Consider the following 24,427-nt stretch of genomic DNA (forward strand, 5'->3'; position numbering starts at 1 on the left):
AGGAATTTTTAAAATGAAAGACTACTTAGTAAGAGCAATCGCGTTTGATGGTCAAGTGCGTGCATTTGCCACGAAAACAACAGAAACAGTCGGAGAAGCACAACGTCGTCATAACACATGGCCAGTTGTATCAGCGGCATTAGGTCGTTCGATGACAGCATCTGTTATGATGGGTGCCATGCTTAAAGGCGGCGACAAAATTACCGTTAAAATTGAAGGTAATGGTCCAATCGGTCCAATGGTTATCGATGCAGACGCAAGTGGAGATGTACGCGGATTCGTTACAAACCCACATGTACATTTTGATCTAAATGACCATGGTAAATTGGATGTACGTGCGGGTGTCGGTACAGAAGGAACATTAACAGTCGTTAAAGATTTAGGTTTACGTGATATGTTCTCAGGCCAAACACCAATCGTTTCAGGTGAAATTGCGGAAGACTTTACGTATTATTTTGCATCATCTGAACAAGTACCTTCATCAGTAGGTTTAGGTGTTTTAGTTAACCCAGACAACACAATTTTAGCGGCAGGCGGCTTTATTATTCAATTAATGCCAGGCTGTGAAGAAGAAACAATTGAGGAAATCGAAAAACGTTTATCTTCTATTGAGCCTGTATCGAAAATGATTGAAAAAGGATTTTCGCCAGAGCAAATTTTAGAAGCAGTATTAGGAGAAGGGAATGTCAAAGTACTTTCGACGTTACCTGTTCAGTTCCAATGTCAATGTTCAAAAGAACGATTTGGTGCGGCGATTATCGGCTTAGGTGTAAAAGAAATTCAAGAAATGATTGATGAAGACGGCGGGGCCGAAGCACAATGTCATTTCTGCTTAGAGCATTATCAGTTCAGTAAAGAAGAACTTGAAGGTTTCTTGAATGAAATCCAATCGTAATTTGCATCAAACTACACCACAAACACCGCCAAATATCCCGTTATCACAAAAGCGTTTAAAAACGAAGCCAACATTAATTTTATTGTTCGTATTGCTTATCGGAAATCTTTTTTGGTTTGTTTTATGGTTACTCCCATCCGGTGATGATTCATCGAAAAGCGGTAGCGAACAAGTTGCTACCGTAGATGGTGAGGCAATTACAAGCCAAGAGTGGCTTGCTGCAATGGAAAGCCGTTATGGTAAGGAAACATTGCAAGGTTTAGTGAATGAAGCTGTTATGGAAAAGGCAGCGAAAAAGTTTAAGCTTGATGTAACGGATGAAGAAATCGACTTAGAAATTGCATTATTACGTTCAGCGCAAGATGCGAATGACACGTCTTTACATAGTTTATCAACCGAGCAATTACGTAAGAAAGTAAGAGCCCAACTTATTTTAGATAAAGTATTAACGAATGACGTCGTGATTGAAGAGCAAGAAGCAGAGAAAAATTATAATGAAAATAAATCGCTTTATAATATCCCAACGACGTATCGTACAAGCTTAATCATTGTTAATTCGAAAGAGGATGCTGAGCGTGTTCAAACAGAGTTAAAAAATGGTTCTGAGTTTTCCGTTTTAGCGCGTGAACATTCGGTTGATACAGCGTCGGCTAGTTTAGGTGGCGATATCGGATTCGTTGCACAAGGTCAATCTACATCGGATCAAGCAGTTGTTTCAACGGTTCAAACGCTAAAAACAGAAGAAGTTTCTAAGCCTTTTGTATTGAGTGATGGACGGTTCGCAATTGCATATGTAACGGAAATCGTAGAAGGTCAATCGTTCTCATATGATGAAGTACAAGATCATGTAAAACGACAACTAGCATTAGAGCAACTTCCATCTTCTGTGACACCAGAAACATTCTGGTCAGAGTTTGAGGCAACTTGGTTTTACGGTGAGGCAAAATAATAAGATATGCGGTTCTTCTTGAAAGGGGAACCGCATTTTTTCCGTGTAAATCATCTTCAATTTACATTTGACCATCATGCCTGTTATGTGGTTTTTTATTACGTTGTAAAATGTTTAAATTTTTTTGTACTTAATAGTCAGAAAATTTAACGGGTATAGCAATGTTATTAATTGACAAAGACTAGGAAAAATTGATAAGATACGAATTAAGGAAAACCTATTGAGTTAGTAGGGATTAAGAAGGGATGAATAAAATGAGTAAATTAGCCAATTCTGTATCGGAATTAGTTGGACGTACGCCAATCGTGAAATTAAATAATGCAACAACTGAAAATGAAGGTAATGTATACGTAAAATTAGAATACTTCAACCCAGGTTCTTCAGTAAAAGACCGTTTAGCTTTAGCAATGATCGAAGCAGCTGAAAAAGACGGCACATTAAAACCAGGTGGTACGATTATTGAACCGACTTCTGGAAACACAGGTATCGGCCTTGCGATGATTGCGGCAGCAAAAGGTTACAAAGCGATTTTAGTAATGCCAGAAACGATGTCTTTAGAGCGTCGTAATCTTTTACGTGCTTATGGAGCAGATTTAGTATTAACACCTGGTCCGGAAGGTATGAAAGGTGCCATTGCAAAATCAGAGCAATTATCTGAAGAAAATGGTTACTTCTTACCTCAACAATTCAAAAATGCAGCAAACGCTGAAATTCACCGTTTAACTACAGGTCCAGAAATTATTGAAGCTTTCGAAGCAGATGGTTTACAATTAGACGCATTTGTAGCAGGTATCGGTACAGGTGGTACAATTACTGGTGCGGGCCAAGCCCTTAAAGAAAAATACCCTTCAATCGAAATTATTGCGGTTGAACCAAAAGATTCACCAGTCCTTTCAGGCGGTAACCCTGGCCCACACAAAATCCAAGGTATTGGTGCAGGATTCATACCAGAAGTATTAGATACTGAAATTTACACTTCTATTTTCCCAGTTGAAAATGAAGTAGCTTTTGAAAACTCTCGTAAAGTAGCCCGCGAAGAAGGTATTTTAGCTGGTATTTCTTCAGGGGCTGCAATTTATGCAGCAATTGAAACAGCAAAACGCCTTGGTAAAGGTAAAAACGTATTAGCGATCGTGCCGTCAAATGGTGAGCGTTATTTATCAACACCTTTATACCAATTTGAAGACTAATCATCGGTCATAACAAAAGACCATTCTGTAAGGTATCACTTACAGAATGGTCTTTTTTGTGGTTAAAAAGAAATTTTCAAGGGAATTCACATAAACTATTGGGTGCGGAATCTGTTTTTCTAAGTTTAATATAGGTAATTCATAGAATTAATGGATTTTCTAGGAGTTTTCAAGTTTAATTAAGAAAAATGGGGAAAGCAGGTGTAGCTCATGCAACAACTGGAATATCAAACATTTCACATGACAAAAGATGAGTTTTTCTATAGTTTTCAACAACAAACTGAAAATGAAAAAAAACGTGTATTTTTAGAAAGTGGGCGAGGTGGACAGTACTCAATTGCGGCTTGGGATCCAATCGCCATAGCGAAGTCTTTTGAAGAAGGCTTACACATTTCATGGCAAAATGGCGAGGTAGAAGTCAAACAAGGAGAAGCGCTGGAACAGCTTGAAAAACTTGTGAAGCAATACCAATTGCCATCAAGCGAACAGTTACCAGATTTTCAAGGAGGCGCGATCGGATTTATATCGTATGATTATGCGCGCACGATTGAAGTGTTGCCGAAGCTCACATTAGATGATTTACAAGTACCAGCTATTTATTTTTACTTGTTTGATTATTGGGCTGTACATAATGTGAAGACGAACGAAGTAACATTGATGAAATTTGAAGAATGCGCGGTAGATTTATCCGTATGGCAACAACAATGGGAGCAAGGTGCTGTTAGGGGATTAGCTAAACGGAACTTTCATCAAGAAAAGGCTGCCGATGTTCAACAAGATGAAAGTGAGCTTCAAGTGTCGTTTGAAGGAGCAGCATTTGAAAGCGCCGTTGAAAAAATTAAGGCGTATATCGAACAAGGTGATGTATTCCAAGTCAATTTATCAGTTCGTCAAGGAAAGCGTTTATCCGCACCACCACTCGCCATGTATGAAGCAGTAAGATCATTTAATCCTTCTCCTTATATGGCCTATATCGAGAGTGAAGATTTTGCAGTCGTTAGCGGCTCACCAGAACTATTAGTTAAACGAAAAGGAACGGAGCTTTCAACAAGACCAATTGCTGGAACAAGGCCACGTGGTGAGTCTAAAGAGCAAGATATTGCTTTAGCAAATGAACTCATTCATCATGAAAAAGAACGTGCTGAACATGTGATGCTCGTTGATTTAGAGCGCAACGATTTAGGGCGTGTTTGTCAGTACGGCACGGTAGAAGTGGATGAATTCATGGTGATTGAATATTACTCTCACGTGATGCACATCGTATCGAACGTACGTGGACAAATTGCTACTGGAAAAACTAATACTGATGTCATTCGTGCAATGTTTCCAGGGGGAACAATTACCGGTGCCCCGAAAATTCGTACGATGGAAATTATTGAGGAATTGGAGCCAGTAAGACGCGGACTTTATACAGGGTCGATTGGTTGGATTGGTTATACAGGGGATTTAGAGCTTAATATTGTCATTCGAACAGCTTATATAAAGGACGGTATCGCCTATATTCAAGCTGGTGCAGGGATTGTTATTGATTCTGTTCCGGAAAATGAATATGTGGAATCGATGAATAAAGCAAAAGCAATGTGGCAAGCGAAGGCCATGGCAGAAGGGGTCGTACGATGATTTTAATAATCGATAATTATGATTCATTTACCTATAACTTAGTGCAATACTTCGGAGAATTTGGATATGAACTAATGGTCAGGCGGAACGATGAAATCACGATCCGAGAAATTGAAGAACTTAAGCCGATGATGCTAGTTATATCACCAGGACCTTGTACGCCAAATGAAGCGGGTTCTAGCTTAGCCATCATCGAACACTTTGCTGGGAAATTCCCGATTTTAGGGGTGTGCTTAGGACATCAAGCCATTGCCCAAGTATTTGGGGGAGATGTTGTTCGTGCAGAAAATTTAATGCACGGAAAAACGTCGCCTGTCTTACATAAAGGCATTGGTTTGCATCATAAAAGCGCAAGTCCATTTACGGCGACCCGTTATCATTCGCTCATTGTAAAACAAGAAACCTTACCGGATTGTTTAGAAGTAACCGCATGGACAACAGAAGGTGAAATTATGGGGCTGCGTCATAAAGAGTTCCCGATAGAAGGCGTACAATATCATCCAGAATCGATTATGACCGAAGACGGAAAGCAGTTACTACGCAGTTTTATTGAATTGTATTGTTAGGAGGGGTCTCTATGCTTTGTTGGATGAATGGGCAATATATCGAGGAGAAAGAATTGAAAATTTCACCATTTGATCACGGCTTTTTATATGGCCTGGGCTTTTTTGAAACATTTCGCACATATGAAGGAAAAGCGGTTTATTTACAGGAGCATATGCATCGTTTAATAGAGGCACTAAAGGAGTACCGCATTGCCTTTCCTTATACGATTCAAGAAATTGAAACGATTATTCACCAGCTAAATGCTCAAGATGGAAAAGAAGGCTATTTTCGTTTAAATGTTTCGGCAGGTGTGCATCCAATTGGTCTATCACCGACAGAATATGCAGCACCAACAGTTATTATCTTTCGAAAAGAATTACCGAAAATGGTGCGCGGTATGGAAAAAGAAGCGGTTTGGTTAAAGACACCGAGAAATACTCCAGAGCAATCGGTTCGCCATAAAAGTCATCACTACGGCAATAATGTAAAAGCACGACTAGAATTGCCGAATTTAGTGGAGTATGAAGGCTTTTTTACCGATGTACGAGGGGTTGTTGCAGAGGGAATCACGTCGAATATCTTTTGGATAAAAGATGGTATACTATATACGCCTTCTGTTGAAACAGGTATTTTACCTGGTATTACACGACGCATTGTACTTGAACTTGCAGCGCGCTTAAATATACAAGTACGAGAAGGGCATTTTTTAAAATGGGAACTTGAACAAGCTGAGGAATGTTTTATCACGACCTCGATTCAAGAGCTTATTCCGATTTCGAACATAGGAAAGTTTCGTTTTGCTGGTGACATCGGAAGAGTATACCAACAATTACACAACGCATATTTACAAAAAATCGTAGCACATTTAGGAGAACGTTCATGTTAGAAAACTATAAACAGCCGTTGATTTTAAATGGAATAAAACTAGATTTTACGAAAGAAACTTTTATTATGGGGATATTAAATGTGACCCCTGATTCATTTTCAGATGGGGGACAATTTAATTCTATAGAAGCAGCAGTTGCTCAGGCCAAAAAAATGGTCTCAGATGGCGCTAAAATTATTGATGTCGGTGGGGAATCGACGCGACCTGGCTATACACGCATTTCTGATGAAGAAGAAATCGCACGTATTGTCCCAATCATTGAGGCTCTTGTAAAAGAGGTCCCTGCGATTATTTCAGTCGACACGTATAAATCACATGTGGCACGAGCAGCTATCGAAGCAGGTGCACATATGATAAATGACATTTGGGGCGCGAAAGCAGACCCAGAAATGGCGAAAGTCGCTGCCGAATTAAATGTGCCGATTATTTTAATGCATAATCGGCAAACAGCTGAATATGAAAATTTCTTTCATGATTTTTTAGAAGATATAAAAGAAAGTATAAAAATTGCAAAAGCAGCAGGTGTTCCAGAAAACCACATTATGGTTGATCCAGGAATTGGCTTTGTGAAAAACTTAGTTGAAAGCATGGAAACGATGCAACGCTTAGAAGACCTTGTTGCACTGGGCTATCCGGTGTTACTGGCAACATCACGCAAGCGTATGATTGGTTCAATATTAAATTTACCTGTGGAAGAGCGCGTAGAAGGAACAGCTGCTACATGTGCATTTGGTGTGCAAAAGGGCTGTCATATGATGCGTGTACACGATGTATTACAAGTAGCACGCACAGTGAAAATGATGGATGCATTAGTAGGTAAATTTGAAGTACAAGGTGAATTAGCACCGAGACATTAAGGAGTACACTATGGATTATATTCATTTAAGAGATATGCAGTTTTTCGGGTATCACGGTGTGTTGCCAGAAGAAACGAGATTAGGTCAACGCTTTCGTGCCAATGTTTCACTTGCTGTTGATATAAAACGTGCAGGGGAAACAGATGAGCTAGATGACACAGTTAGTTATGTAGGCGTTTATGATATTTGTAAAGAAATTATCGAGGGTCAACCATATAAATTAATCGAAGCCGTTGCAGAAACAATTGCAACACGCATTTTAACACAGTATGAAGGTCAAGTATTTGGTTGCCGTGTAGAAGTGGTAAAACCAGACCCTCCGATTCCTGGACATTATAAAGAAGTAGCTGTTGAAATTGTGCGAGGTACGTTTTCATGAATATAGCTTTTTTATCGATTGGTACAAATATTGGTGAGCGCGAGAAAAACTTGCACGATGCGGTTCAATTATTGATGGCGCAAGACGGAGTAATGGTTACAGCGATTTCTTCGATTTATGAAACAGCGGCCGTTGGGTACACAGAGCAAGCAGACTTTTTAAATATTGCCGTTGCCGTGGATACGACATTAAATGCAGCTGACTTACTTACGGCATGTCAAAGTATTGAAAATAATTTAGGGCGCGTTCGTGAATTTCGTTGGGGTCCTCGAATTATTGACCTGGACATTTTGCTCTATAATTACGAAACGATTGAAACGGAAAGCTTAATTGTCCCGCATCCTCGTATGTTCGAACGTGCTTTCGTATTGGTTCCACTTGAAGAGATTATGACACCAAAATATGTTATGCTTGAACACGTGCAAAAAGCATTACGAGCATTCGACATAGAGGAAGAGGGCATCAAGCTTTGGAAGAAAACCGATACGGTCGAAGAATTCGGGCCTTTCGAAAGTTAAAACGAGTTCAACAAACAGAATTTGCAAAACGTATAGGCATATCCGTAACCATTTTAGGACGTATCGAACGAGGCGAAAAGACGCCCTCTGAAGAACAACTACAAACAATTGCGGATGCGCTATCTATAGATATTCAGGAATTAAAAGGTGAATAACCTAATGGAGGGAACAACAGATGGCAAACATCGAGAAAAAACCTTTCCAAATTGGTGACATTGTCATGGACAACCGTGTTGTTCTTGCTCCTATGGCAGGAATTTGTAACTCGGCTTTCCGTTTAACGGTTAAAGAGTTTGGTGCAGGTCTAGTATATGCGGAAATGATTAGTGATAAAGCATTGAACATCCGCAACAAGAAAACGATGGACATGCTGTATATTGACGAGCGTGAAAATCCACTGACGCTGCAAATTTTTGGAGGCGACAAAGAAAATTTAGTAGAGGCAGCAAAATATGTAGATAAAAACACACCAGCAGACATTATCGACATTAATATGGGTTGCCCGGTGAGTAAAATCATCAAATGTGAAGCGGGTGCGAAATGGTTACTTGACCCGAACAAAATTTACGAAATGGTTTCCGCTGTAGTGGATGCAGTAGAAAAGCCTGTTTCAGTAAAAATGCGTATCGGTTGGGATGATGAGCATGTTTTTGCAGTAGAAAATGCACAAGCGGCTGAACGCGCAGGTGTATCTGCAATCGCCATGCATGGTCGTACACGAGTACAAATGTATGAAGGTAAAGCAAACTGGGATGTTCTTGCTGAAGTGAAAAAGAATATCAACGTACCATTTATCGCAAATGGGGACGTGGAAACACCAGAAGATGCCAAACGTATTTTAGAGCATACGAATGCGGACGCGGTCATGATTGGTCGTGCAGCATTAGGAAACCCTTGGATGATGTATCGTACAGTGAAGTACTTAGAAACAGGGGAGCTCCTGCCTGAACCAACTGTAAAAGACAAGATGGAAATTTGTTTATTACACTTTGAACGTTTAGAAGCATTAAAAGGGGAAGGTTTAGCTGTACGTGAAATGCGTAAACACGCTTCATGGTATTTAAAAGGTATTCGTGGCAACGGTAAAATCCGTAACGCCATTAACCAAACAAATACAGGCGCGGACTTACGAATTCTTTTAATGGGAGTTATTGCGGATTATGAAGCAGGCACATTAATTGGTGAAATCGAACCGATGCGCCCAGTAACGCAAGCTTAATGGCATTTACTAAATGGAAAGGGGCTATATCGTAGGGTAGACATTTACGATACAGCCCCTTTCTATTGAAATAGCTACTCGATTTATAGAAAATAATTGATTGACCAAAGACAATTTGTCTACGAAATTACAACAATTCAATCTAAACAGATGAACAGTAAGCGAATTTTGTGTACAATATATAAATATGGACTTAAAACGAACCGTGACTTTAAGGTTCGTTATAAATAAGGAGTGACAAACGTGTCAAACATTGAAGAATTAAACGACCAACTTTTGGTGAGACGCCAAAAGATGACTGATATTCGCGAAGGCGGTTTAGACCCATTTGGTAGCCGTTTTGAACGTACACATTTATCAAATGAAATACTTGCAGAATTTGATCAATTTGATAAAGAATATTTACATGACAATCTTCATGAAGTAGTAATCGCAGGACGTATTATGACAAAACGCGGTAAAGGTAAAGCTGGTTTCGCACACATTCAAGACGTAGCTGGCCAAATCCAAATTTATGTACGTAAAGATGCAATCGGTGATGAAGCTTATGAATTATTCAATAAAGCTGACCTTGGGGACATCGTAGGTATTAAAGGGAACGTATTCCGCACACAAGTTGGTGAATTATCAGTAAAAGCAACAGAATTCACATTCTTAACAAAAGCATTACGCCCATTACCAGATAAATTCCATGGCTTAACAGACGTAGAACAACGCTATCGTCAACGTTATGTAGATTTAATGACGAATGACGAAAGTAAAGCAACATTCATCACACGTTCAAAAATCATCCGTGCGATTCGTAACTACTTAGATAACAATGGTTACCTAGAAGTAGAAACACCAATGCTACACACAATTGCTGGTGGTGCAGCGGCTCGCCCGTTCATTACACACCACAATGCGTTAGATATGGAATTATACATGCGTATCGCAATCGAGCTTCACTTAAAACGTTTAATCGTTGGTGGCTTAGAAAAAGTATATGAAATTGGCCGTGTATTCCGTAACGAGGGAATCTCAACTCGTCACAATCCAGAATTTACAATGATCGAATTATACGAAGCATATGCAGACTATAACGACATCATGAACTTAACAGAAAGCCTAATTGCGCATGTGGCTGAGGAAGTTCTTGGTACAACATCTGTACCATACGGTGAGGATACAATCGAACTTGGTGTTGGCTGGAAACGTCTACACATGGTAGATGCAGTTAAAGAAGCTACAGGTGTAGACTTCTGGGCACCAATGACTGTAGAAGAGGCACGTGCACACGCTGCTGAACACGGTGTAGAAATCAAACCTTCACATGAAGTAGGACACATCATTAATGAATTCTTCGAGCAAAAAGTCGAAGAAACATTAGTTCAACCTACATTCATTACAGGTCACCCAGTGGAAATTTCTCCATTAGCGAAGAAAAATCCAATTGATGAACGCTTCACAGATCGTTTCGAGTTATTCATTGTTCGTCGTGAGCATGCCAATGCTTTCACGGAATTAAATGACCCAATCGATCAACGCGAACGCTTCGAAGCTCAAATGGCTGAAAAAGAAGCAGGTAACGACGAAGCACATGAAATGGACAATGACTTCATTGAAGCATTAGAATACGGTATGCCGCCAACAGGTGGTTTGGGGATCGGTATCGACCGTCTAATCATGCTATTAACAAATTCAGCTTCAATCCGTGACGTATTATTATTCCCAACAATGCGCCACACAACAAAATAATCAATTTTAAGCCATGCGTTTAATCGCATGGCTTTTTTTATTGTGATATGTTAGAATATTAACAATTATCAATGAACGGAGGTGGAGAGAATGATGAATTTAGCTACAATGACAAGTGTAAATGTAAATACGGCGATGTATTACACACGTGTCGAAACTTTTAAATTTGGTACGAACGGGATAGGTATGCCCTTTTTTAACAAATTCAAAAGAACGTGTAGCTGATTAACTTCATTCTTTTCACAAATTTGTGAAAGACTGCTCAGTTAATGGGTAGTCTTTTTTGTATGTTTTTTCAGCTGCGCTAGGAGGCGTAGGAAATGCAATTAAAAGCAGAAAATATTTCAAAATCAATCGGTGGTAATCAAATTTTCACGAATTTAAATATAGAGGTACAAACTGGAGAACATGTTGCCTTAGTAGGGCGTAATGGATGTGGTAAAACAACGCTCTTTAGGCTCCTTACAGCAATTGAGCAACCTGATAAGGGAAGAATAATTAAAGCGAAGAACGATAAAGTCGGTTATTTACATCAAATTCCGAACTTTCCAGATAAAACGGTATATGAAGTACTGTACGAGGGATTTACGGAACTCATCCAAATGCAAATGCGATTACAACAACTTGAACAGCAGATGATGCATGATGTTACAGAAAAATTGCTCCACCAATATGGCGAGCTCCAAGAACAGTTTATTTTACGAGGAGGCTACGAGATTGATGCAAAAATTTCCTCTGTTACAAATGGATTGAGGATTCACGCGTTAACAAGTAGTCCCTTTGAGGAACTTAGTGGCGGTGAAAAAACAAAAGTCCTGCTAGCTCAAATTATTTTGCAACAACCCAACATTCTATTATTAGACGAACCAACGAATCATCTTGATTTGGCAGCAATCGAGTGGCTAGAAAACTATATCAATTATTTTGACGGAACAGTCATCATCATTTCGCATGATCGCCAATTCTTAAATAATGTAGCGCAAAAAGTGTTTGAAATAGAAGACGGAGAAATTTGGACCAGTCAGGGCAACTATGACGCCTATTTGCATAATAAAGAATTAAAAGTGGAACAACAATTTGCCGCTTATCAAGAGCAGCAAAAGAAAATTCAAAAAATAAAGGAGTCCATTCGCCGATTACGCCAATGGGCAAATGAGGCATCTCCGCCAAATCCAGATTTATATCGAAAAGCAAAAGTAATGGAAAAAATGCTAGAACGAATAGAGCTGGTTAGAAAGCCAAAAAACGAAAAAACAATGAAGTTACAATTACATGCGAATGATCGAAGCGGGAAAGAAGTTTTTGAGTTAAAGAATGTTATGCATGGCTTTGCGGAGGATATTTTATTTATAGATGTTAATTTGTCTATCTATTGGAAGGACCGGCTCGCAATTGTAGGCAACAATGGAACAGGTAAATCTACGCTACTGAAAATTCTATTACAGCAAATTACACCGATTTCTGGCAAAGTACGTCAAGGGAGCAATGTCAAAGTTGGTTATTTAGCGCAACAGTTCGATACATTTAATCCGACTACACGGTTAATTGATGCGTTTCGAGAAGAGTTAACATTAAGTGAAGGGGAAGCACGTCCAATTCTTGCGCAGTTTATGTTTTATGGACACGATGTTTTTAAACGCGTTAGTGATTTAAGTGGTGGGGAAAAAATGCGCCTACGACTAGCGCAACTGATGCATCAAAAATGTAACGTATTAATTTTAGATGAACCGACTAACCATTTAGACATCGAGTCAAGAGAAGTATTAGAAGAAACGTTAGAGAAGTTTAATGGAACGATAATTGCCATTAGTCATGATCGGTACTTTTTACAAAAGATTTTTTCGAAGATGGCCTGGCTTGAAAATCAGACTTTAACTGTACACAATGGCCCTTACAGCTGGGCGAATGAAAAACAAAAGGAGAGTAGGTATGAATAAAATAGATTGTTATTGGGATGAGTTTTGCAAAGAGGCAAAATTAGAAGGAACCCAATTTAAAGAAGCTTTTCAATTTGGAGAAAAAGTAGATTGGTTAGCGGAGTTAGTTGTAGGTCGAAAAAAGACAGCAACTTGCTCAAGCTATCAATTGTATCAAATAGAAAAAGAACCGATACCAAAAGAGGATGAATATTCAATTGTCTTAGACAGTAAGAATTCACCTGTAGCAATTATTAAAATAGAATCAGTGGAAATTTACCCATTAAATGAAGTACCAGAAGCATTTGCATTAGCAGAAGGGGAAGGTAACTACATGGAATGGTGGAAAGCCCATGTGAATTTCTTTACCGAGCTATTAAAAACGTACGATATAAAATTCGCATCTGATATGTTAGTGGTGTGTGAAAGATTTAAAAAAGTCTATCCTATCTAAGGAACAAAGAGTTATGTTGAAGAAACATAACTCTTTTTAACGTTAAATTATGAGAAAATATAACGAAGTAAATAAATATAAAAAAATGTATACTTTTATTGAAAAAACTATTGCAATATACTTTATATCGTGTTAAATTATTACTTGTCGTTAAAACAAACGATGAAAATAAAAAACACTTTACTTTCTTAACAGAAAGTGTTAAAGTATAAAAGTTACTGATTTTAAGGAATTGATGAATAACATTTTTTAAAAAAGATGTTGACATTGAATTTTAAAAATGGTAAGATATAAGAGTTGTCGCTTACGACAACAACATGAACCTTGAAAACTGAACAAGCAACGTTAATGAAACAAAGCTTCTTAAATGAAGCAAAAATAGATATCAACTTTTAGTTGATACGCTAGCAAAGCAAATGAGCTTTCAAACTAACTATTATGGAGAGTTTGATCCTGGCTCAGGACGAACGCTGGCGGCATGCCTAATACATGCAAGTCGAGCGAATGACGAAGAAGCTTGCTTCTTCTGATTTAGCGGCGGACGGGTGAGTAACACGTGGGTAACCTACCTTACAGATTGGGATAACTTCGGGAAACCGGAGCTAATACCGAATAATATTTTTCTCCTCATGGAGAGTTATTGAAAGACGGTTTCGGCTGTCACTGTAAGATGGGCCCGCGGCGCATTAGCTAGTTGGTGAGGTAACGGCTCACCAAGGCAACGATGCGTAGCCGACCTGAGAGGGTGATCGGCCACACTGGGACTGAGACACGGCCCAGACTCCTACGGGAGGCAGCAGTAGGGAATCTTCCACAATGGGCGAAAGCCTGATGGAGCAATGCCGCGTGAGTGAAGAAGGATTTCGGTTCGTAAAACTCTGTTGCAAGGGAAGAACAAGTAGCGTAGTAACTGGCGCTACCTTGACGGTACCTTGTTAGAAAGCCACGGCTAACTACGTGCCAGCAGCCGCGGTAATACGTAGGTGGCAAGCGTTGTCCGGAATTATTGGGCGTAAAGCGCGCGCAGGTGGTTCCTTAAGTCTGATGTGAAAGCCCACGGCTCAACCGTGGAGGGTCATTGGAAACTGGGGAACTTGAGTGCAGAAGAGGATAGTGGAATTCCAAGTGTAGCGGTGAAATGCGTAGAGATTTGGAGGAACACCAGTGGCGAAGGCGACTATCTGGTCTGTAACTGACACTGAGGCGCGAAAGCGTGGGGAGCAAACAGGATTAGATACCCTGGTAGTCCACGCCGTAAACGATGAGTGCTAAGTGTTGGGGGGTTTCCGCCCCTCAGTGCTGCAGCTAACGCATTAAGCACTCCGCCTGGGGAGTACGGTCGCAAGACTGAAACTCAAAGGAATTGACGGGGGCCCGCACAAGCGGTGGAGCATGTGGTTTAATTCGAAGCAACGCGAAGAACCTTACCAGGTCTTGACATCCCATTGACCACTGTAGAGATACAGTTTTCCCTTCGGGGACAACGGTGACAGGTGGTGCATGGTTGTCGTCAGCTCGTGTCGTGAGATGTTGGGTTAAGTCCCGCAACGAGCGCAACCCTTGTTCTTAGTTGCCATCATTTAGTTGGGCACTCTAAGGAGACTGCCGGTGATAAACCGGAGGAAGGTGGGGATGACGTCAAATCATCATGCCCCTTATGACCTGGGCTACACACGTGCTACAATGGACGATACAAACGGTTGCCAACCCGCGAGGGGGAGCTAATCCGATAAAATCGTTCTCAGTTCGGATTGTAGGCTGCAACTCGCCTACATGAAGCCGGAATCGCTAGTAATCGTGGATCAGCATGCCACGGTGAATACGTTCCCGGGCCTTGTACACACCGCCCGTCACACCACGAGAGTTTGTAACACCCGAAGTCGGTGAGGTAACCCTTGTGGAGCCAGCCGCCGAAGGTGGGATAGATGATTGGGGTGAAGTCGTAACAAGGTAGCCGTATCGGAAGGTGCGGCTGGATCACCTCCTTTCTAAGGATTTTTCGGAATCATTCCTTCGGGGAATGAAACATTAACGTTTGCTGTTCAGTTTTGAAGGTTCATCGAAAGATGAAAAACTTCAAAAAAATATTTGCTCCTTACGCTAGCGCTATTGTCGCAAAGCTGCATGAAGCAAATTCAGCGAAGCTTATTCACGATGTGATTGAAGTAAGCTGCTTTGTTCTTTGAAAACTGGATAAAACGACATTGAAAGCAATAAACAAATTTTCTATTAGTAATAATAGATCACAAACGTCAAGTAATTGACGTGCAAACTTAAATCTTGAACTTGTTCAAGTTTAACTAAACTTTTGGTTAAGTTAATAAGGGCGCACGGTGGATGCCTTGGCACTAGGAGTCGATGAAGGACGGCACTAACACCGATATGCCTCGGGGAGCTGTAAGTAAGCTTTGATCCGGGGATTTCCGAATGGGGGAACCCACTATCTTTAATCGGATAGTATCTACACGTGAATTCATAGCGTGATGAGGACAGACGCAGAGAACTGAAACATCTAAGTACCTGCAGGAACAGAAAGAAAATTCGATTCCCTGAGTAGCGGCGAGCGAAACGGGAAGAGCCCAAACCAAAGAGCTTGCTCTTTGGGGTTGTAGGACATTCTATACGGAGTTACAAAAGAATGAGCTAGACGAAGCGACTTGGAAAGGTCCGCGAAACAAGGTAAAAGCCCTGTAGTCAAAAGTTCATTCCCTCCAGAGTGTATCCTGAGTACGGCGGAACACGTGAAATTCCGTCGGAATCTGGGAGGACCATCTCCCAAGGCTAAATACTACCTAGTGACCGATAGTGAACCAGTACCGTGAGGGAAAGGTGAAAAGCACCCCGGAAGGGGAGTGAAATAGATCCTGAAACCGTGTGCCTACAAGTAGTTAGAGCCCGTTAATGGGTGATAGCGTGCCTTTTGTAGAATGAACCGGCGAGTTACGATTACGTGCGAGGTTAAGTTGAGAAGACGGAGCCGCAGCGAAAGCGAGTCTGAATAGGGCGAATTAGTACGTGGTCGTAGACCCGAAACCAGGTGATCTACCCATGTCCAGGGTGAAGGTGAGGTAACACTTACTGGAGGCCCGAACCCACGCATGTTGAAAAATGCGGGGATGAGGTGTGGGTAGCGGAGAAATTCCAATCGAACCTGGAGATAGCTGGTTCTCTCCGAAATAGCTTTAGGGCTAGCCTCGTGATTGAGAATACTGGAGGTAGAGCACTGTTTGGACTAGGGGCCCATCTCGGGTTACCGAATTCAGACAAACTCCGAATGCCAGATATTTATACACGGGAGTCAGACTGCGAGTGATAAGATCCGTAGTCAAAAGGGAAACAGCCCAGACCACCAGCTAAGGTCCCAAAGTAATCGTTAAGTGGAAAAGGATGTGGCGTTGCTTAGACAACCAGGATGTTGGCTTAGAAGCAGCCATCATTTAAAGAGTGCGTAATAGCTCACTGGTCGAGTGACACTGCGCCGAAAATGTATCGGGGCTAAACGATTCACCGAAGCTGTGGATGCATCCGTATGGATGCGTGGTAGGAGAGCGTTCTAAGGGCGTTGAAGTCAGACCGGAAGGACTGGTGGAGCGCTTAGAAGTGAGAATGCCGGTATGAGTAGCGAAACATGGGTGAGAATCCCATGCACCGTATGACTAAGGTTTCCTGAGGAAGGCTCGTCCGCTCAGGGTTAGTCGGGACCTAAGCCGAGGCCGATAGGCGTAGGCGATGGACAACAGGTTGATATTCCTGTACCACCTCCTCACCGTTTGAGAAATGGGGGGACGCAGTAGGATAGGGTAAGCAGAGCGTTGGTTGTCTCTGTTCAAGCAGTAAGGCGTGTATGTAGGCAAATCCGCATACTTTAACGTTGAGCTGTGATGACGAGCTCGTATGAGCGAAGTTCCTGATTTCACGCTGCCAAGAAAAGCCTCTATCGAGGTGAGAGGTGCCCGTACCGCAAACCGACACAGGTAGTCGAGGAGAGAATCCTAAGGTGTGCGAGAGAACTCTCGTTAAGGAACTCGGCAAAATGACCCCGTAACTTCGGGAGAAGGGGTGCTCTTTAAGGTGAATAGCCATGAAGAGCCGCAGTGAATAGGCCCAGGCGACTGTTTAGCAAAAACACAGGTCTCTGCAAAACCGTAAGGTGACGTATAGGGGCTGACGCCTGCCCGGTGCTGGAAGGTTAAGAGGAGTGGTTAGCGCAAGCGAAGCTGCGAATTGAAGCCCCAGTAAACGGCGGCCGTAACTATAACGGTCCTAAGGTAGCGAAATTCCTTGTCGGGTAAGTTCCGACCCGCACGAAAGGCGTAACGATCTGGGCACTGTCTCAACGAGAGACTCGGTGAAATTATAGTACCTGTGAAGATGCAGGTTACCCGCGACAGGACGGAAAGACCCCGTGGAGCTTTACTGTAGCCTGATATTGAATTTTGGTACAACTTGTACAGGATAGGTAGGAGCCAGAGATTCCGGAGCGCCAGCTTCGGAGGAGGCGTCAGTGGGATACTACCCTGGTTGTATTGAACTTCTAACCCATACCCCTTAGCGGGGTAGGAGACAGTGTCAGGCGGACAGTTTGACTGGGGCGGTCGCCTCCTAAAGAGTAACGGAGGCGCCCAAAGGTTCCCTCAGAATGGTTGGAAATCATTCGAAGAGTGTAAAGGCATAAGGGAGCTTGACTGCGAGACCTACAAGTCGAGCAGGGTCGAAAGACGGGCTTAGTGATCCGGTGGTTCCGCATGGAAGGGCCATCGCTCAACGGATAAAAGCTACCCCGGGGATAACAGGCTTATCTCCCCCAAGAGTCCACATCGACGGGGAGGTTTGGCACCTCGATGTCGGCTCATCGCATCCTGGGGCTGTAGTCGGTCCCAAGGGTTGGGCTGTTCGCCCATTAAAGCGGTACGCGAGCTGGGTTCAGAACGTCGTGAGACAGTTCGGTCCCTATCCGTCGTGGGCGTAGGAAATTTGAGAGGAGCTGTCCTTAGTACGAGAGGACCGGGATGGACACACCGCTGGTGTACCAGTTGTTCTGCCAAGAGCATCGCTGGGTAGCTATGTGTGGACGGGATAAGTGCTGAAAGCATCTAAGCATGAAGCCCCCCTCAAGATGAGATTTCCCATTACGCAAGTAAGTAAGACCCCTGAAAGACGATCAGGTAGATAGGTTCGAGGTGGAAGTGTGGTGACACATGGAGCTGACGAATACTAATCGGTCGAGGACTTAACCACATTTTATTGCATAACTCAATGAAACGTTTATCCAGTTTTGAAAGAATAAATTTTTTATCAAATTATTATTGACAAATGAAATAATTTTGTTATAATAATAAATGTCTTTCAAATAAATAATAGTCTAGTGATGATGGCAAAGAGGTCACACCTGTTCCCATACCGAACACAGAAGTTAAGCTCTTTAGCGCCGATGGTAGTTGGGGGTTTCCCCCTGTGAGAGTAGGACGTCGCTAGGCAAAAGTAAAACCACTGAATTCTCAGTGGTTTTTTTTATGGTTATAAATTTTAGACTCTTTTAAAATTCTAATATGGTACGCAAATGATTTATATACGATTGGCTAATGGGCAATTCTGTACCATCTTTTAGTTGCACGAGGAAATTTGAAGTTAAATCACGCGTAATCCCTTTTATAAAATATATATTAATAATATAAGATCGGTGAATTCGAATAAATGTACTAGGCAAGCGTATTTGTAATTCTTTTAGTGTGACAGATGTTTTATATTGTTCGCCATCATTATAAAACCATGTCCTTTTTTGTAAGCTTTCGATATGGGAAATTTGTTCAATAGGGACTGGTATCCAGTTCTCCTCTTGTTTGCCCGTTAAGAAATGGTATAGATTAGGGCCTTCTACTTTGAAAAGTGGAGGTAATATAACTACTAATGCACCCATCTCGCTATTGACCGTAATTGGATAGCCGATTGCATAGTATGGTGTTTCAAAGAGCGTATTATCCATAACAGCGTCTACCTTTTGCTTTGTGTGTAAAACTTTATAGGCAATACTATCTTTAGGAACTTTGGAACCGACCTGTAGGGAAAAATTATGATGTTTAGATTGAAAATAAATGAAGGTGTCATTAACAGCAATTGCGATAGATGCATCTTCAGGAATCCAATCTTCTAAAATAACTTTATACTGTTCTAAAGTGTTTTTACTAAATTCCACTTTATTCAAATCCATTCTAAAAAATCCTCCTCTGTATTATCCAATTTTTAGTAATTCATCCTGATTATAATTCATTTCGTCGTGAAATAACCCTATTTTGTCTGAAAATAATGAAAATTTAAACAATCTGTTATATATTATTTTACAGCAAGTATAACTGTTATGGAACAGGTAAATAACAATTTTCCTAACAGAATATTTTTACACATATGGGGAAGGTGGAAATGGATCATGACAACTCGTCAAGAAAGAATTGAAGCTTTAAAAAAGGATTGGGAAGAAAATAAGCGTTGGGAAGGTATTGACCGTGGCTATACAGCTGAGGAGGTTGTAAAGTTACAAGGTTCATTCGTACAGGAGCAAACATTAGCGAAAAAAGGTGCAGCGCGTTTATGGAATTCTTTACATGAAGAACCATTTATCAATGCTCTAGGTGCTTTAACAGGAAACCAAGCGGTACAACAAGTGAAGGCAGGTTTACAAGCAATCTACTTATCGGGGTGGCAAGTAGCTGCAGATGCAAACGTGGCTGGTCAAATGTATCCAGACCAATCGTTATATCCAGCAAACTCTGTACCTCAAGTTGTAAAGCGTATTAACCAAGCATTACAACGTGCTGATCAAATCGATCATGCTGAAGGTCGCGAAGATGGTTTCGACTGGTTTGCGCCAATCGTAGCTGACGCTGAAGCAGGTTTTGGTGGTCCATTAAACGTATTCGAGCTAGTTAAAGGTATGGTTGAGGCTGGAGCATCGGGCGTCCACTTAGAAGACCAATTAGCTTCTGAGAAAAAATGCGGTCACTTAGGTGGTAAAGTATTACTTCCAACGCAAAATGCAGTTCGTAACTTAGTTGCTGCACGTTTAGCTGCTGACGTTATGGGGGTAGATACAATCTTAATCGCGCGTACAGATGCAGATGCTGCTGACATGGTAACTTCTGATATCGATCCACGTGATGCTGACTTCTTAACTGGCGAGCGTACTCCAGAAGGCTTCTACCGTACAAAACCAGGTATTAAACAAGCAATTGCTCGTGGTTTAGCATATGCACCGTATGCAGACTTAATCTGGTGTGAGACATCTCACCCATCATTAGAGGAAGCACGTGAATTCGCTACCGCAATCCATGAAAAATTCCCAGGGAAAATGTTAGCATATAACTGTTCACCTTCATTTAACTGGAAATCAAAATTATCAGATGAAGAAATTGCTGAGTATCAACGTGAATTAGGAAAGCTTGGTTACAAGTTCCAATTCATTACTTTAGCGGGTTTCCACAGCTTAAACTTCTCTATGTTCGAGCTTGCGCATGACTACAAAGACAATGGTATGGCTGCTTATTCTAAGCTTCAACAGGCTGAGTTTGCTGCAGAATCTAAAGGGTATACTGCAACGCGTCACCAACGTGAAGTGGGAACAGGATACTTTGATGACGTATCACAAACAATTTCAGGTGGTCAATCTTCAACTACAGCAATGGCGGGTTCAACTGAATCTGAGCAATTTGTATAAGAAACTCATTTTTTTATCGCAGTGTTGTGGGGGATGCTCTACAAACGGGGTACTGCGTTAAGATTTTTTGAAAAACTTCCACTAGTTTATTGCTTTTTTGAAGCGCTGTTGGGGAACAAGCGTGTGAAAATAGTCGTAATGCCGAATCGACTAATTTGTTCATTTTAAAATAGCGATGAAATTGTATAAGTACTTTCATCAATGGATTTTGGAACTTTGAACAATTCTACTACACATTTTCTAAATCGAATTGGAAAGCGGTTTAGAACGGGAATGCCTCCCAATATATAGGAATAATGTCTTTCTAGTTTTGATGGGGCTAGAAGGGCATTTTCTGTTTTTCAAAGAAAGGGGATAGTTTGATGAAAAATAAAGAGTTACTACTTGTACCAGGACCTACACCAGTTGTTGATGAAATTTATGATGCGTTAGCAAGTGAAACGCGTGGTCATACGGATCCTCGTTTTGTGGAAATATTTAAAAATGCACTTGCTAACACGAAGAAACTATTTAATACAGACGGAGAAGTGTATGTTATTGCGGGTTCAGGTACACTTGCGATGGAAATGGCCATCGTGAACACAGTAGCTAAAGGCGAACGAATGTTAGTTATTAGTCATGGTTATTTTGGAGATCGTTTTACACCACTTGCCAAAGCTTTTGGTATTGAAGTCGATGTACTTCAAGCAACATGGGGCGAGCGAGTAGATATGAAGCTTATCGAAGAAATATTACAAAAAAACACCTATAAAGCGGTAACGATTACGCATGCGGATACGTCAACAGGCGTGTCTTCAGATTTAGAGGAGCTTGTGCCAATTATAAAAGCAGCAGGTGCCCTTGTCATTGTCGATGGCGTTGTAGCAACAGCAGCACTTCAAGAAGATATGGCAAAAGTGTATGGAAACAACGAAATGTATAAAATTGATATCGTGTTAACAGGTTCTCAAAAGGCAATTGGAATTCCACCTGGTCTTGCGATTGTGGCATTTAGTCCACAAGCATTAAACGCGCGTGAACAAATGGCATCAGTACCTGCTTATTATGCTGATATACATAATTGGCGTACTATTATGACAAATCCTGCGATGTATTTTGCGACACCACCAGTAAATTTAATTTATGCATATGATAAGGCGTTAGAAATTGTATTAGAAGAAGGTATGGAGAAGCGTGAAGCACGTCATATAGCATTTGGTAAGGCGGTACGCGATGCACTTCGTAGCTATGGAATGGTTCCACTTGCTGCTGAAACAGTAGCTGCTCCAACGTTAAGCTGTATTTTATATCCTGAAGGGGTCGAGGATGCGATATTTAGAGCTAGTTTAGCAAGTCGTGGTGTTATTGTAGCGGGTGCTCTAGCACATTTAGCAGGCAAGGCATTCCGAATTGGGCATATGGGGAATACGACTGCAGCAATGTTAGAGCAAGCAATTATTGCTATTGGTGAAGCGTTACAAGAGCAAAATCAATCTGTTGATATTGATGAGGCAGTACGACTGTTTTCTGAGCAAATTGGACAGTCTGTACGAGAATAAATGACAAGAAGGCAAAGCGTAATTTTTATATGCTCTGCCTTCTTTCTATAGTTCTTGTTCAATTGACTTTTTTAGCCAACGTGTTGCTTCGGTATAATCTTGTGCAACACCGAGTCCTTTTTTATACAGCATGCCAAGCTGGAACTGTGCTTTTACATGTCCTTGTTGTGCAGCAATGCGATACCACTTGGCTGCTTCTTTATAATCTTGTGGGGTTCCTTCGCCATTCGCATGCATTTGTGCGAGTTGGAACTGCGCTCTTGTATGTCCTTTAGTTGCAGCAATTTGAATCCATTTAATTGCTTCTGAGAAGTCTTTTGTAACACCAAGGCCTTTGTCGAAAATATTACCAAGCATGTATTGTGCTTCGATATGCCCTTGTTCAGCAGCTAAACGGTAGCAATGACGAGCCTCATCATAGTTGACTATAGTGCCAAGCCCATTTTCATATAATAATCCAAGCTGATATTCTGCTTCGGGATCATTTTGCGTTGTGGCAGTGCGGAACCATTTAAGTGCTTCTGTGTAATTTGGTAGATTTTGTTCATCGCCTAAAGCTAGTTTACCGAGTTTTTGCTGTGCTTTTACATGATTATGGATGGCAGCACGTTTTAGCCATTTGATCGCCGTTTCACGATGGCCCTCTTGTAAATAAAGTGTACCGAGGTCATAATTTGCACTAATATGCTCATTGGCGGCTGCTTTTAATAGCCATTCAATGGCCTCTGTATTCGCGGTTTTCGTATTTTGTTGCTTGTAAATGAGACCAAGTGAATATTGTGCATTCGTATGTCCATGGTTAGCTGCAAGCGTAAGCCACTTAATGGTTTCATTTTCACTCTTTTCAATGCCTTGTCCTGTTTTATAAAGAAGTGCTAATTGAAACTGGGCATTCGTATGATTTTGGATTGCGGCAGATAAAAACCAACAAGCAGAATGTTCGAAGGATTGTTCAACACCGCGTCCTTTTGAATATAAGTAGCCGAGATTGTATTGTGCACTCGCGTCTCCAGCTTTTGCTGCTTCGAAAAAAAGGGCAGCTGCTTTTTCATAACTCTGTTCGACGCCTTTACCATCATGATATAAAAAGCCGAGGTTGTTAAGGGCACTTGTATTGCCTTGCTTAGCGGCAGTTTCGTACCACTTAGCTGCGAGTTCAAAGTTTTGTTCGACCCCATCCCCCTGGTTATACAAAGAGCCAAGGTTATACTGCGCATCGGCATTGCCAGCAAGTGCTGCTTTTTTATAGAGCTCCGCTGCTTTTGGCTCATTTTGCTCGATGCCTTTACCAAGTTGATACAACACACCAAGTGCATATTGCGCATTTGAATCGTTTTGTTCGGCGGCTAATGCATACCATTTTGCCGCTTCTTTATAATTTTTTCGTACGCCTTGCCCGTGATTATAAAGGACCCCTAGGTTATATTGGGCGCTACGGTTACCTTCTTCAGCGGCTATTAAAAACCATTTTGCAGCATCTTCATAATCATGCGCAGCAAAATCAAAGTTATCAAATGATGTTGGTGAAGGCAGTTCTTCAAGATCAAATAATGCCGCTTTATTGAGTTTTTCGCCTTTTGTTAAGTGTTTAATATACCAATCAGTAAGGTCAATTAAATAATCCACGACCATTTTCGCTACTTTTGTATCAATCATATTATTCGGATGTATGGATGACATTTTTTGAATTAAATTCATCAATAAATACATACGACGCGGTTTTATTTTTCCGATAAAGTTTTTGTTATTTAGGAGTGTTCGTACTTCACTTTTTGTACTATCTTTTCGCATTTCCTTTGCATATAAATCTCGTACAATAATGCTTAATGCTTGGTTGGCTTTTTTTAAAGATAGTGTTGGATTTGAAATCGTATAACGTGCGGCACCTTGCAAAGCCTCAGTTAAAGGTCGATGTGTTTCTGGAATGGCATTGCAAAGGTTTGTAAGTAAGTCACGGTTCATCATATACGTATGCACTCCATTCATGATTATTCCACTTTTTAGTAAGTATACTT

The 24,427-nt window shown here is 41.2% G+C and carries 19 protein-coding genes and 3 rRNA genes; 20 read left to right on the top strand and 2 right to left on the bottom strand.

From position 1 onward, the window contains the following. Positions 1-13 precede the first annotated feature (13 nt). The 18 genes from hslO to rrf all read left to right on the top strand — a co-directional run bounded on the left by hslO (position 14) and on the right by rrf (position 18,643). Positions 14-895, top strand: coding sequence for an Hsp33 family molecular chaperone HslO (gene hslO / locus DCE79_RS00445; protein ID WP_108711202.1), 882 nt, complete (start codon positions 14-16; stop codon positions 893-895). Continuing rightward, positions 879-1,844, top strand: a complete 966-nt coding sequence (locus DCE79_RS00450; protein WP_108711203.1) for a peptidyl-prolyl cis-trans isomerase — start codon at positions 879-881, stop codon at positions 1,842-1,844. Before hslO ends, DCE79_RS00450 begins: the two co-directional genes overlap by 17 nt. 254 nt (positions 1,845-2,098) lie before the next feature. After that, positions 2,099-3,034: a cysteine synthase A gene (cysK, locus tag DCE79_RS00455; protein ID WP_108711204.1), complete on the top strand. Its 936-nt coding sequence runs from the start codon at positions 2,099-2,101 to the stop codon at positions 3,032-3,034. A gap of 210 nt (positions 3,035-3,244) precedes the next feature. Further along, positions 3,245-4,654 carry an anthranilate synthase component I family protein gene (locus DCE79_RS00460; protein ID WP_108711205.1) on the top strand — a complete coding sequence of 470 codons (1,410 nt, stop codon included), beginning with the start codon at positions 3,245-3,247 and terminating at the stop codon, positions 4,652-4,654. Continuing rightward, the gene (pabA, locus tag DCE79_RS00465; RefSeq protein ID WP_108711206.1) at positions 4,651-5,220 is read left to right on the top strand and encodes an aminodeoxychorismate/anthranilate synthase component II; all 570 of its coding nucleotides are present in this window, start codon (positions 4,651-4,653) and stop codon (positions 5,218-5,220) included. The genes DCE79_RS00460 and pabA overlap by 4 nt, the downstream gene beginning before the upstream one ends. 11 nt (positions 5,221-5,231) lie before the next feature. Beyond that, complete coding sequence (gene pabC / locus DCE79_RS00470) at positions 5,232-6,086, top strand: aminodeoxychorismate lyase (RefSeq protein WP_108711207.1); 855 nt, start codon at positions 5,232-5,234, stop codon at positions 6,084-6,086. Then, a complete protein-coding gene (folP, locus tag DCE79_RS00475; RefSeq protein WP_108711208.1) occupies positions 6,080-6,943 on the top strand; it encodes a dihydropteroate synthase in 864 nt (287 codons plus the stop codon). Before pabC ends, folP begins: the two co-directional genes overlap by 7 nt. 10 nt (positions 6,944-6,953) lie before the next feature. Continuing rightward, entirely contained in the window at positions 6,954-7,322 is a 369-nt protein-coding gene (gene folB / locus DCE79_RS00480) for a dihydroneopterin aldolase (RefSeq protein ID WP_108711209.1), read from the top strand. Then, a complete protein-coding gene (gene folK, locus DCE79_RS00485) occupies positions 7,319-7,840 on the top strand; it encodes a 2-amino-4-hydroxy-6-hydroxymethyldihydropteridine diphosphokinase (protein WP_108711210.1) in 522 nt (173 codons plus the stop codon). The genes folB and folK overlap by 4 nt, the downstream gene beginning before the upstream one ends. Further along, positions 7,792-7,995, top strand: a complete 204-nt coding sequence (locus DCE79_RS00490; RefSeq protein WP_108711211.1) for a helix-turn-helix domain-containing protein — start codon at positions 7,792-7,794, stop codon at positions 7,993-7,995. Before folK ends, DCE79_RS00490 begins: the two co-directional genes overlap by 49 nt. Positions 7,996-8,015: 20 nt before the next feature. Further along, positions 8,016-9,059 (top strand): tRNA dihydrouridine synthase DusB, encoded by a 1,044-nt coding sequence (gene dusB / locus DCE79_RS00495; RefSeq protein WP_108711212.1) that lies wholly within the window; start codon positions 8,016-8,018, stop codon positions 9,057-9,059. Between the two features lie 234 nt (positions 9,060-9,293). Beyond that, positions 9,294-10,796 (top strand): lysine--tRNA ligase, encoded by a 1,503-nt coding sequence (gene lysS, locus DCE79_RS00500; protein ID WP_199912291.1) that lies wholly within the window; start codon positions 9,294-9,296, stop codon positions 10,794-10,796. A gap of 108 nt (positions 10,797-10,904) precedes the next feature. Then, entirely contained in the window at positions 10,905-11,021 is a 117-nt protein-coding gene (locus tag DCE79_RS18885; RefSeq protein ID WP_304598435.1) for an RAxF-45 family protein, read from the top strand. Positions 11,022-11,116: 95 nt separating this feature from the next. After that, complete coding sequence (abc-f, locus tag DCE79_RS00505) at positions 11,117-12,733, top strand: ribosomal protection-like ABC-F family protein (protein ID WP_108711214.1); 1,617 nt, start codon at positions 11,117-11,119, stop codon at positions 12,731-12,733. Then, entirely contained in the window at positions 12,726-13,166 is a 441-nt protein-coding gene (locus DCE79_RS00510; protein WP_108711215.1) for an ASCH domain-containing protein, read from the top strand. The genes abc-f and DCE79_RS00510 overlap by 8 nt, the downstream gene beginning before the upstream one ends. Positions 13,167-13,601: 435 nt before the next feature. After that, positions 13,602-15,154: ribosomal RNA gene (locus DCE79_RS00515) — 16S ribosomal RNA — on the top strand. Between the two features lie 322 nt (positions 15,155-15,476). Continuing rightward, a 23S ribosomal RNA gene (locus tag DCE79_RS00520) occupies positions 15,477-18,404 on the top strand. Positions 18,405-18,527: 123 nt separating this feature from the next. After that, a 5S ribosomal RNA gene (gene rrf, locus DCE79_RS00525) occupies positions 18,528-18,643 on the top strand. The 16S, 23S and 5S rRNA genes sit together here, the layout of an rRNA operon. Before the next feature lie 59 nt (positions 18,644-18,702). Here rrf and DCE79_RS00530 read toward each other — a convergent pair. After that, a complete protein-coding gene (locus tag DCE79_RS00530) occupies positions 18,703-19,374 on the bottom strand; it encodes a LytTR family DNA-binding domain-containing protein (protein WP_108711216.1) in 672 nt (223 codons plus the stop codon). 216 nt (positions 19,375-19,590) lie between these two features. On the opposite strand from DCE79_RS00530, the gene aceA reads away from it, so the two are divergent. Together aceA and DCE79_RS00540 are read left to right on the top strand one after the other, a co-directional pair. Continuing rightward, positions 19,591-20,874: an isocitrate lyase gene (gene aceA / locus DCE79_RS00535; RefSeq protein WP_108711217.1), complete on the top strand. Its 1,284-nt coding sequence runs from the start codon at positions 19,591-19,593 to the stop codon at positions 20,872-20,874. A 362-nt stretch (positions 20,875-21,236) separates the two neighbouring features. Further along, positions 21,237-22,412 (top strand): pyridoxal-phosphate-dependent aminotransferase family protein, encoded by a 1,176-nt coding sequence (locus DCE79_RS00540; protein WP_108711218.1) that lies wholly within the window; start codon positions 21,237-21,239, stop codon positions 22,410-22,412. Positions 22,413-22,457: 45 nt separating this feature from the next. Here DCE79_RS00540 and DCE79_RS00545 read toward each other — a convergent pair whose 3' ends face one another. Then, positions 22,458-24,398 (bottom strand): SEL1-like repeat protein, encoded by a 1,941-nt coding sequence (locus DCE79_RS00545; RefSeq protein ID WP_234417300.1) that lies wholly within the window; start codon positions 24,396-24,398, stop codon positions 22,458-22,460. Positions 24,399-24,427: the final 29 nt, after the last annotated feature.

The sequence above is a fragment of the Lysinibacillus sp. 2017 genome (assembly GCF_003073375.1).
Classification (GTDB): Bacteria; Bacillota; Bacilli; order Bacillales_A; family Planococcaceae; genus Solibacillus.

Bases quoted from the DNA above. Each gene is read 5' to 3' on its own strand.
- hslO (WP_108711202.1), top strand. From the start codon at position 14: ATGAAAGACTACTTAGTAAGAGCAATCGCGTTTGATGGTCAAGTGCGT.
- DCE79_RS00450 (WP_108711203.1), top strand. From the start codon at position 879: ATGAAATCCAATCGTAATTTGCATCAAACTACACCACAAACACCGCCA.
- cysK (WP_108711204.1), top strand. From the start codon at position 2,099: ATGAGTAAATTAGCCAATTCTGTATCGGAATTAGTTGGACGTACGCCA.
- DCE79_RS00460 (WP_108711205.1), top strand. From the start codon at position 3,245: ATGCAACAACTGGAATATCAAACATTTCACATGACAAAAGATGAGTTT.
- pabA (WP_108711206.1), top strand. From the start codon at position 4,651: ATGATTTTAATAATCGATAATTATGATTCATTTACCTATAACTTAGTG.
- pabC (WP_108711207.1), top strand. From the start codon at position 5,232: ATGCTTTGTTGGATGAATGGGCAATATATCGAGGAGAAAGAATTGAAA.
- folP (WP_108711208.1), top strand. From the start codon at position 6,080: ATGTTAGAAAACTATAAACAGCCGTTGATTTTAAATGGAATAAAACTA.
- folB (WP_108711209.1), top strand. From the start codon at position 6,954: ATGGATTATATTCATTTAAGAGATATGCAGTTTTTCGGGTATCACGGT.
- folK (WP_108711210.1), top strand. From the start codon at position 7,319: ATGAATATAGCTTTTTTATCGATTGGTACAAATATTGGTGAGCGCGAG.
- dusB (WP_108711212.1), top strand. From the start codon at position 8,016: ATGGCAAACATCGAGAAAAAACCTTTCCAAATTGGTGACATTGTCATG.
- DCE79_RS18885 (WP_304598435.1), top strand. From the start codon at position 10,905: ATGACAAGTGTAAATGTAAATACGGCGATGTATTACACACGTGTCGAA.
- abc-f (WP_108711214.1), top strand. From the start codon at position 11,117: ATGCAATTAAAAGCAGAAAATATTTCAAAATCAATCGGTGGTAATCAA.
- DCE79_RS00510 (WP_108711215.1), top strand. From the start codon at position 12,726: ATGAATAAAATAGATTGTTATTGGGATGAGTTTTGCAAAGAGGCAAAA.
- DCE79_RS00530 (WP_108711216.1), bottom strand. From the start codon at position 19,374: ATGGATTTGAATAAAGTGGAATTTAGTAAAAACACTTTAGAACAGTAT.
- aceA (WP_108711217.1), top strand. From the start codon at position 19,591: ATGACAACTCGTCAAGAAAGAATTGAAGCTTTAAAAAAGGATTGGGAA.
- DCE79_RS00540 (WP_108711218.1), top strand. From the start codon at position 21,237: ATGAAAAATAAAGAGTTACTACTTGTACCAGGACCTACACCAGTTGTT.
- DCE79_RS00545 (WP_234417300.1), bottom strand. From the start codon at position 24,398: ATGAATGGAGTGCATACGTATATGATGAACCGTGACTTACTTACAAAC.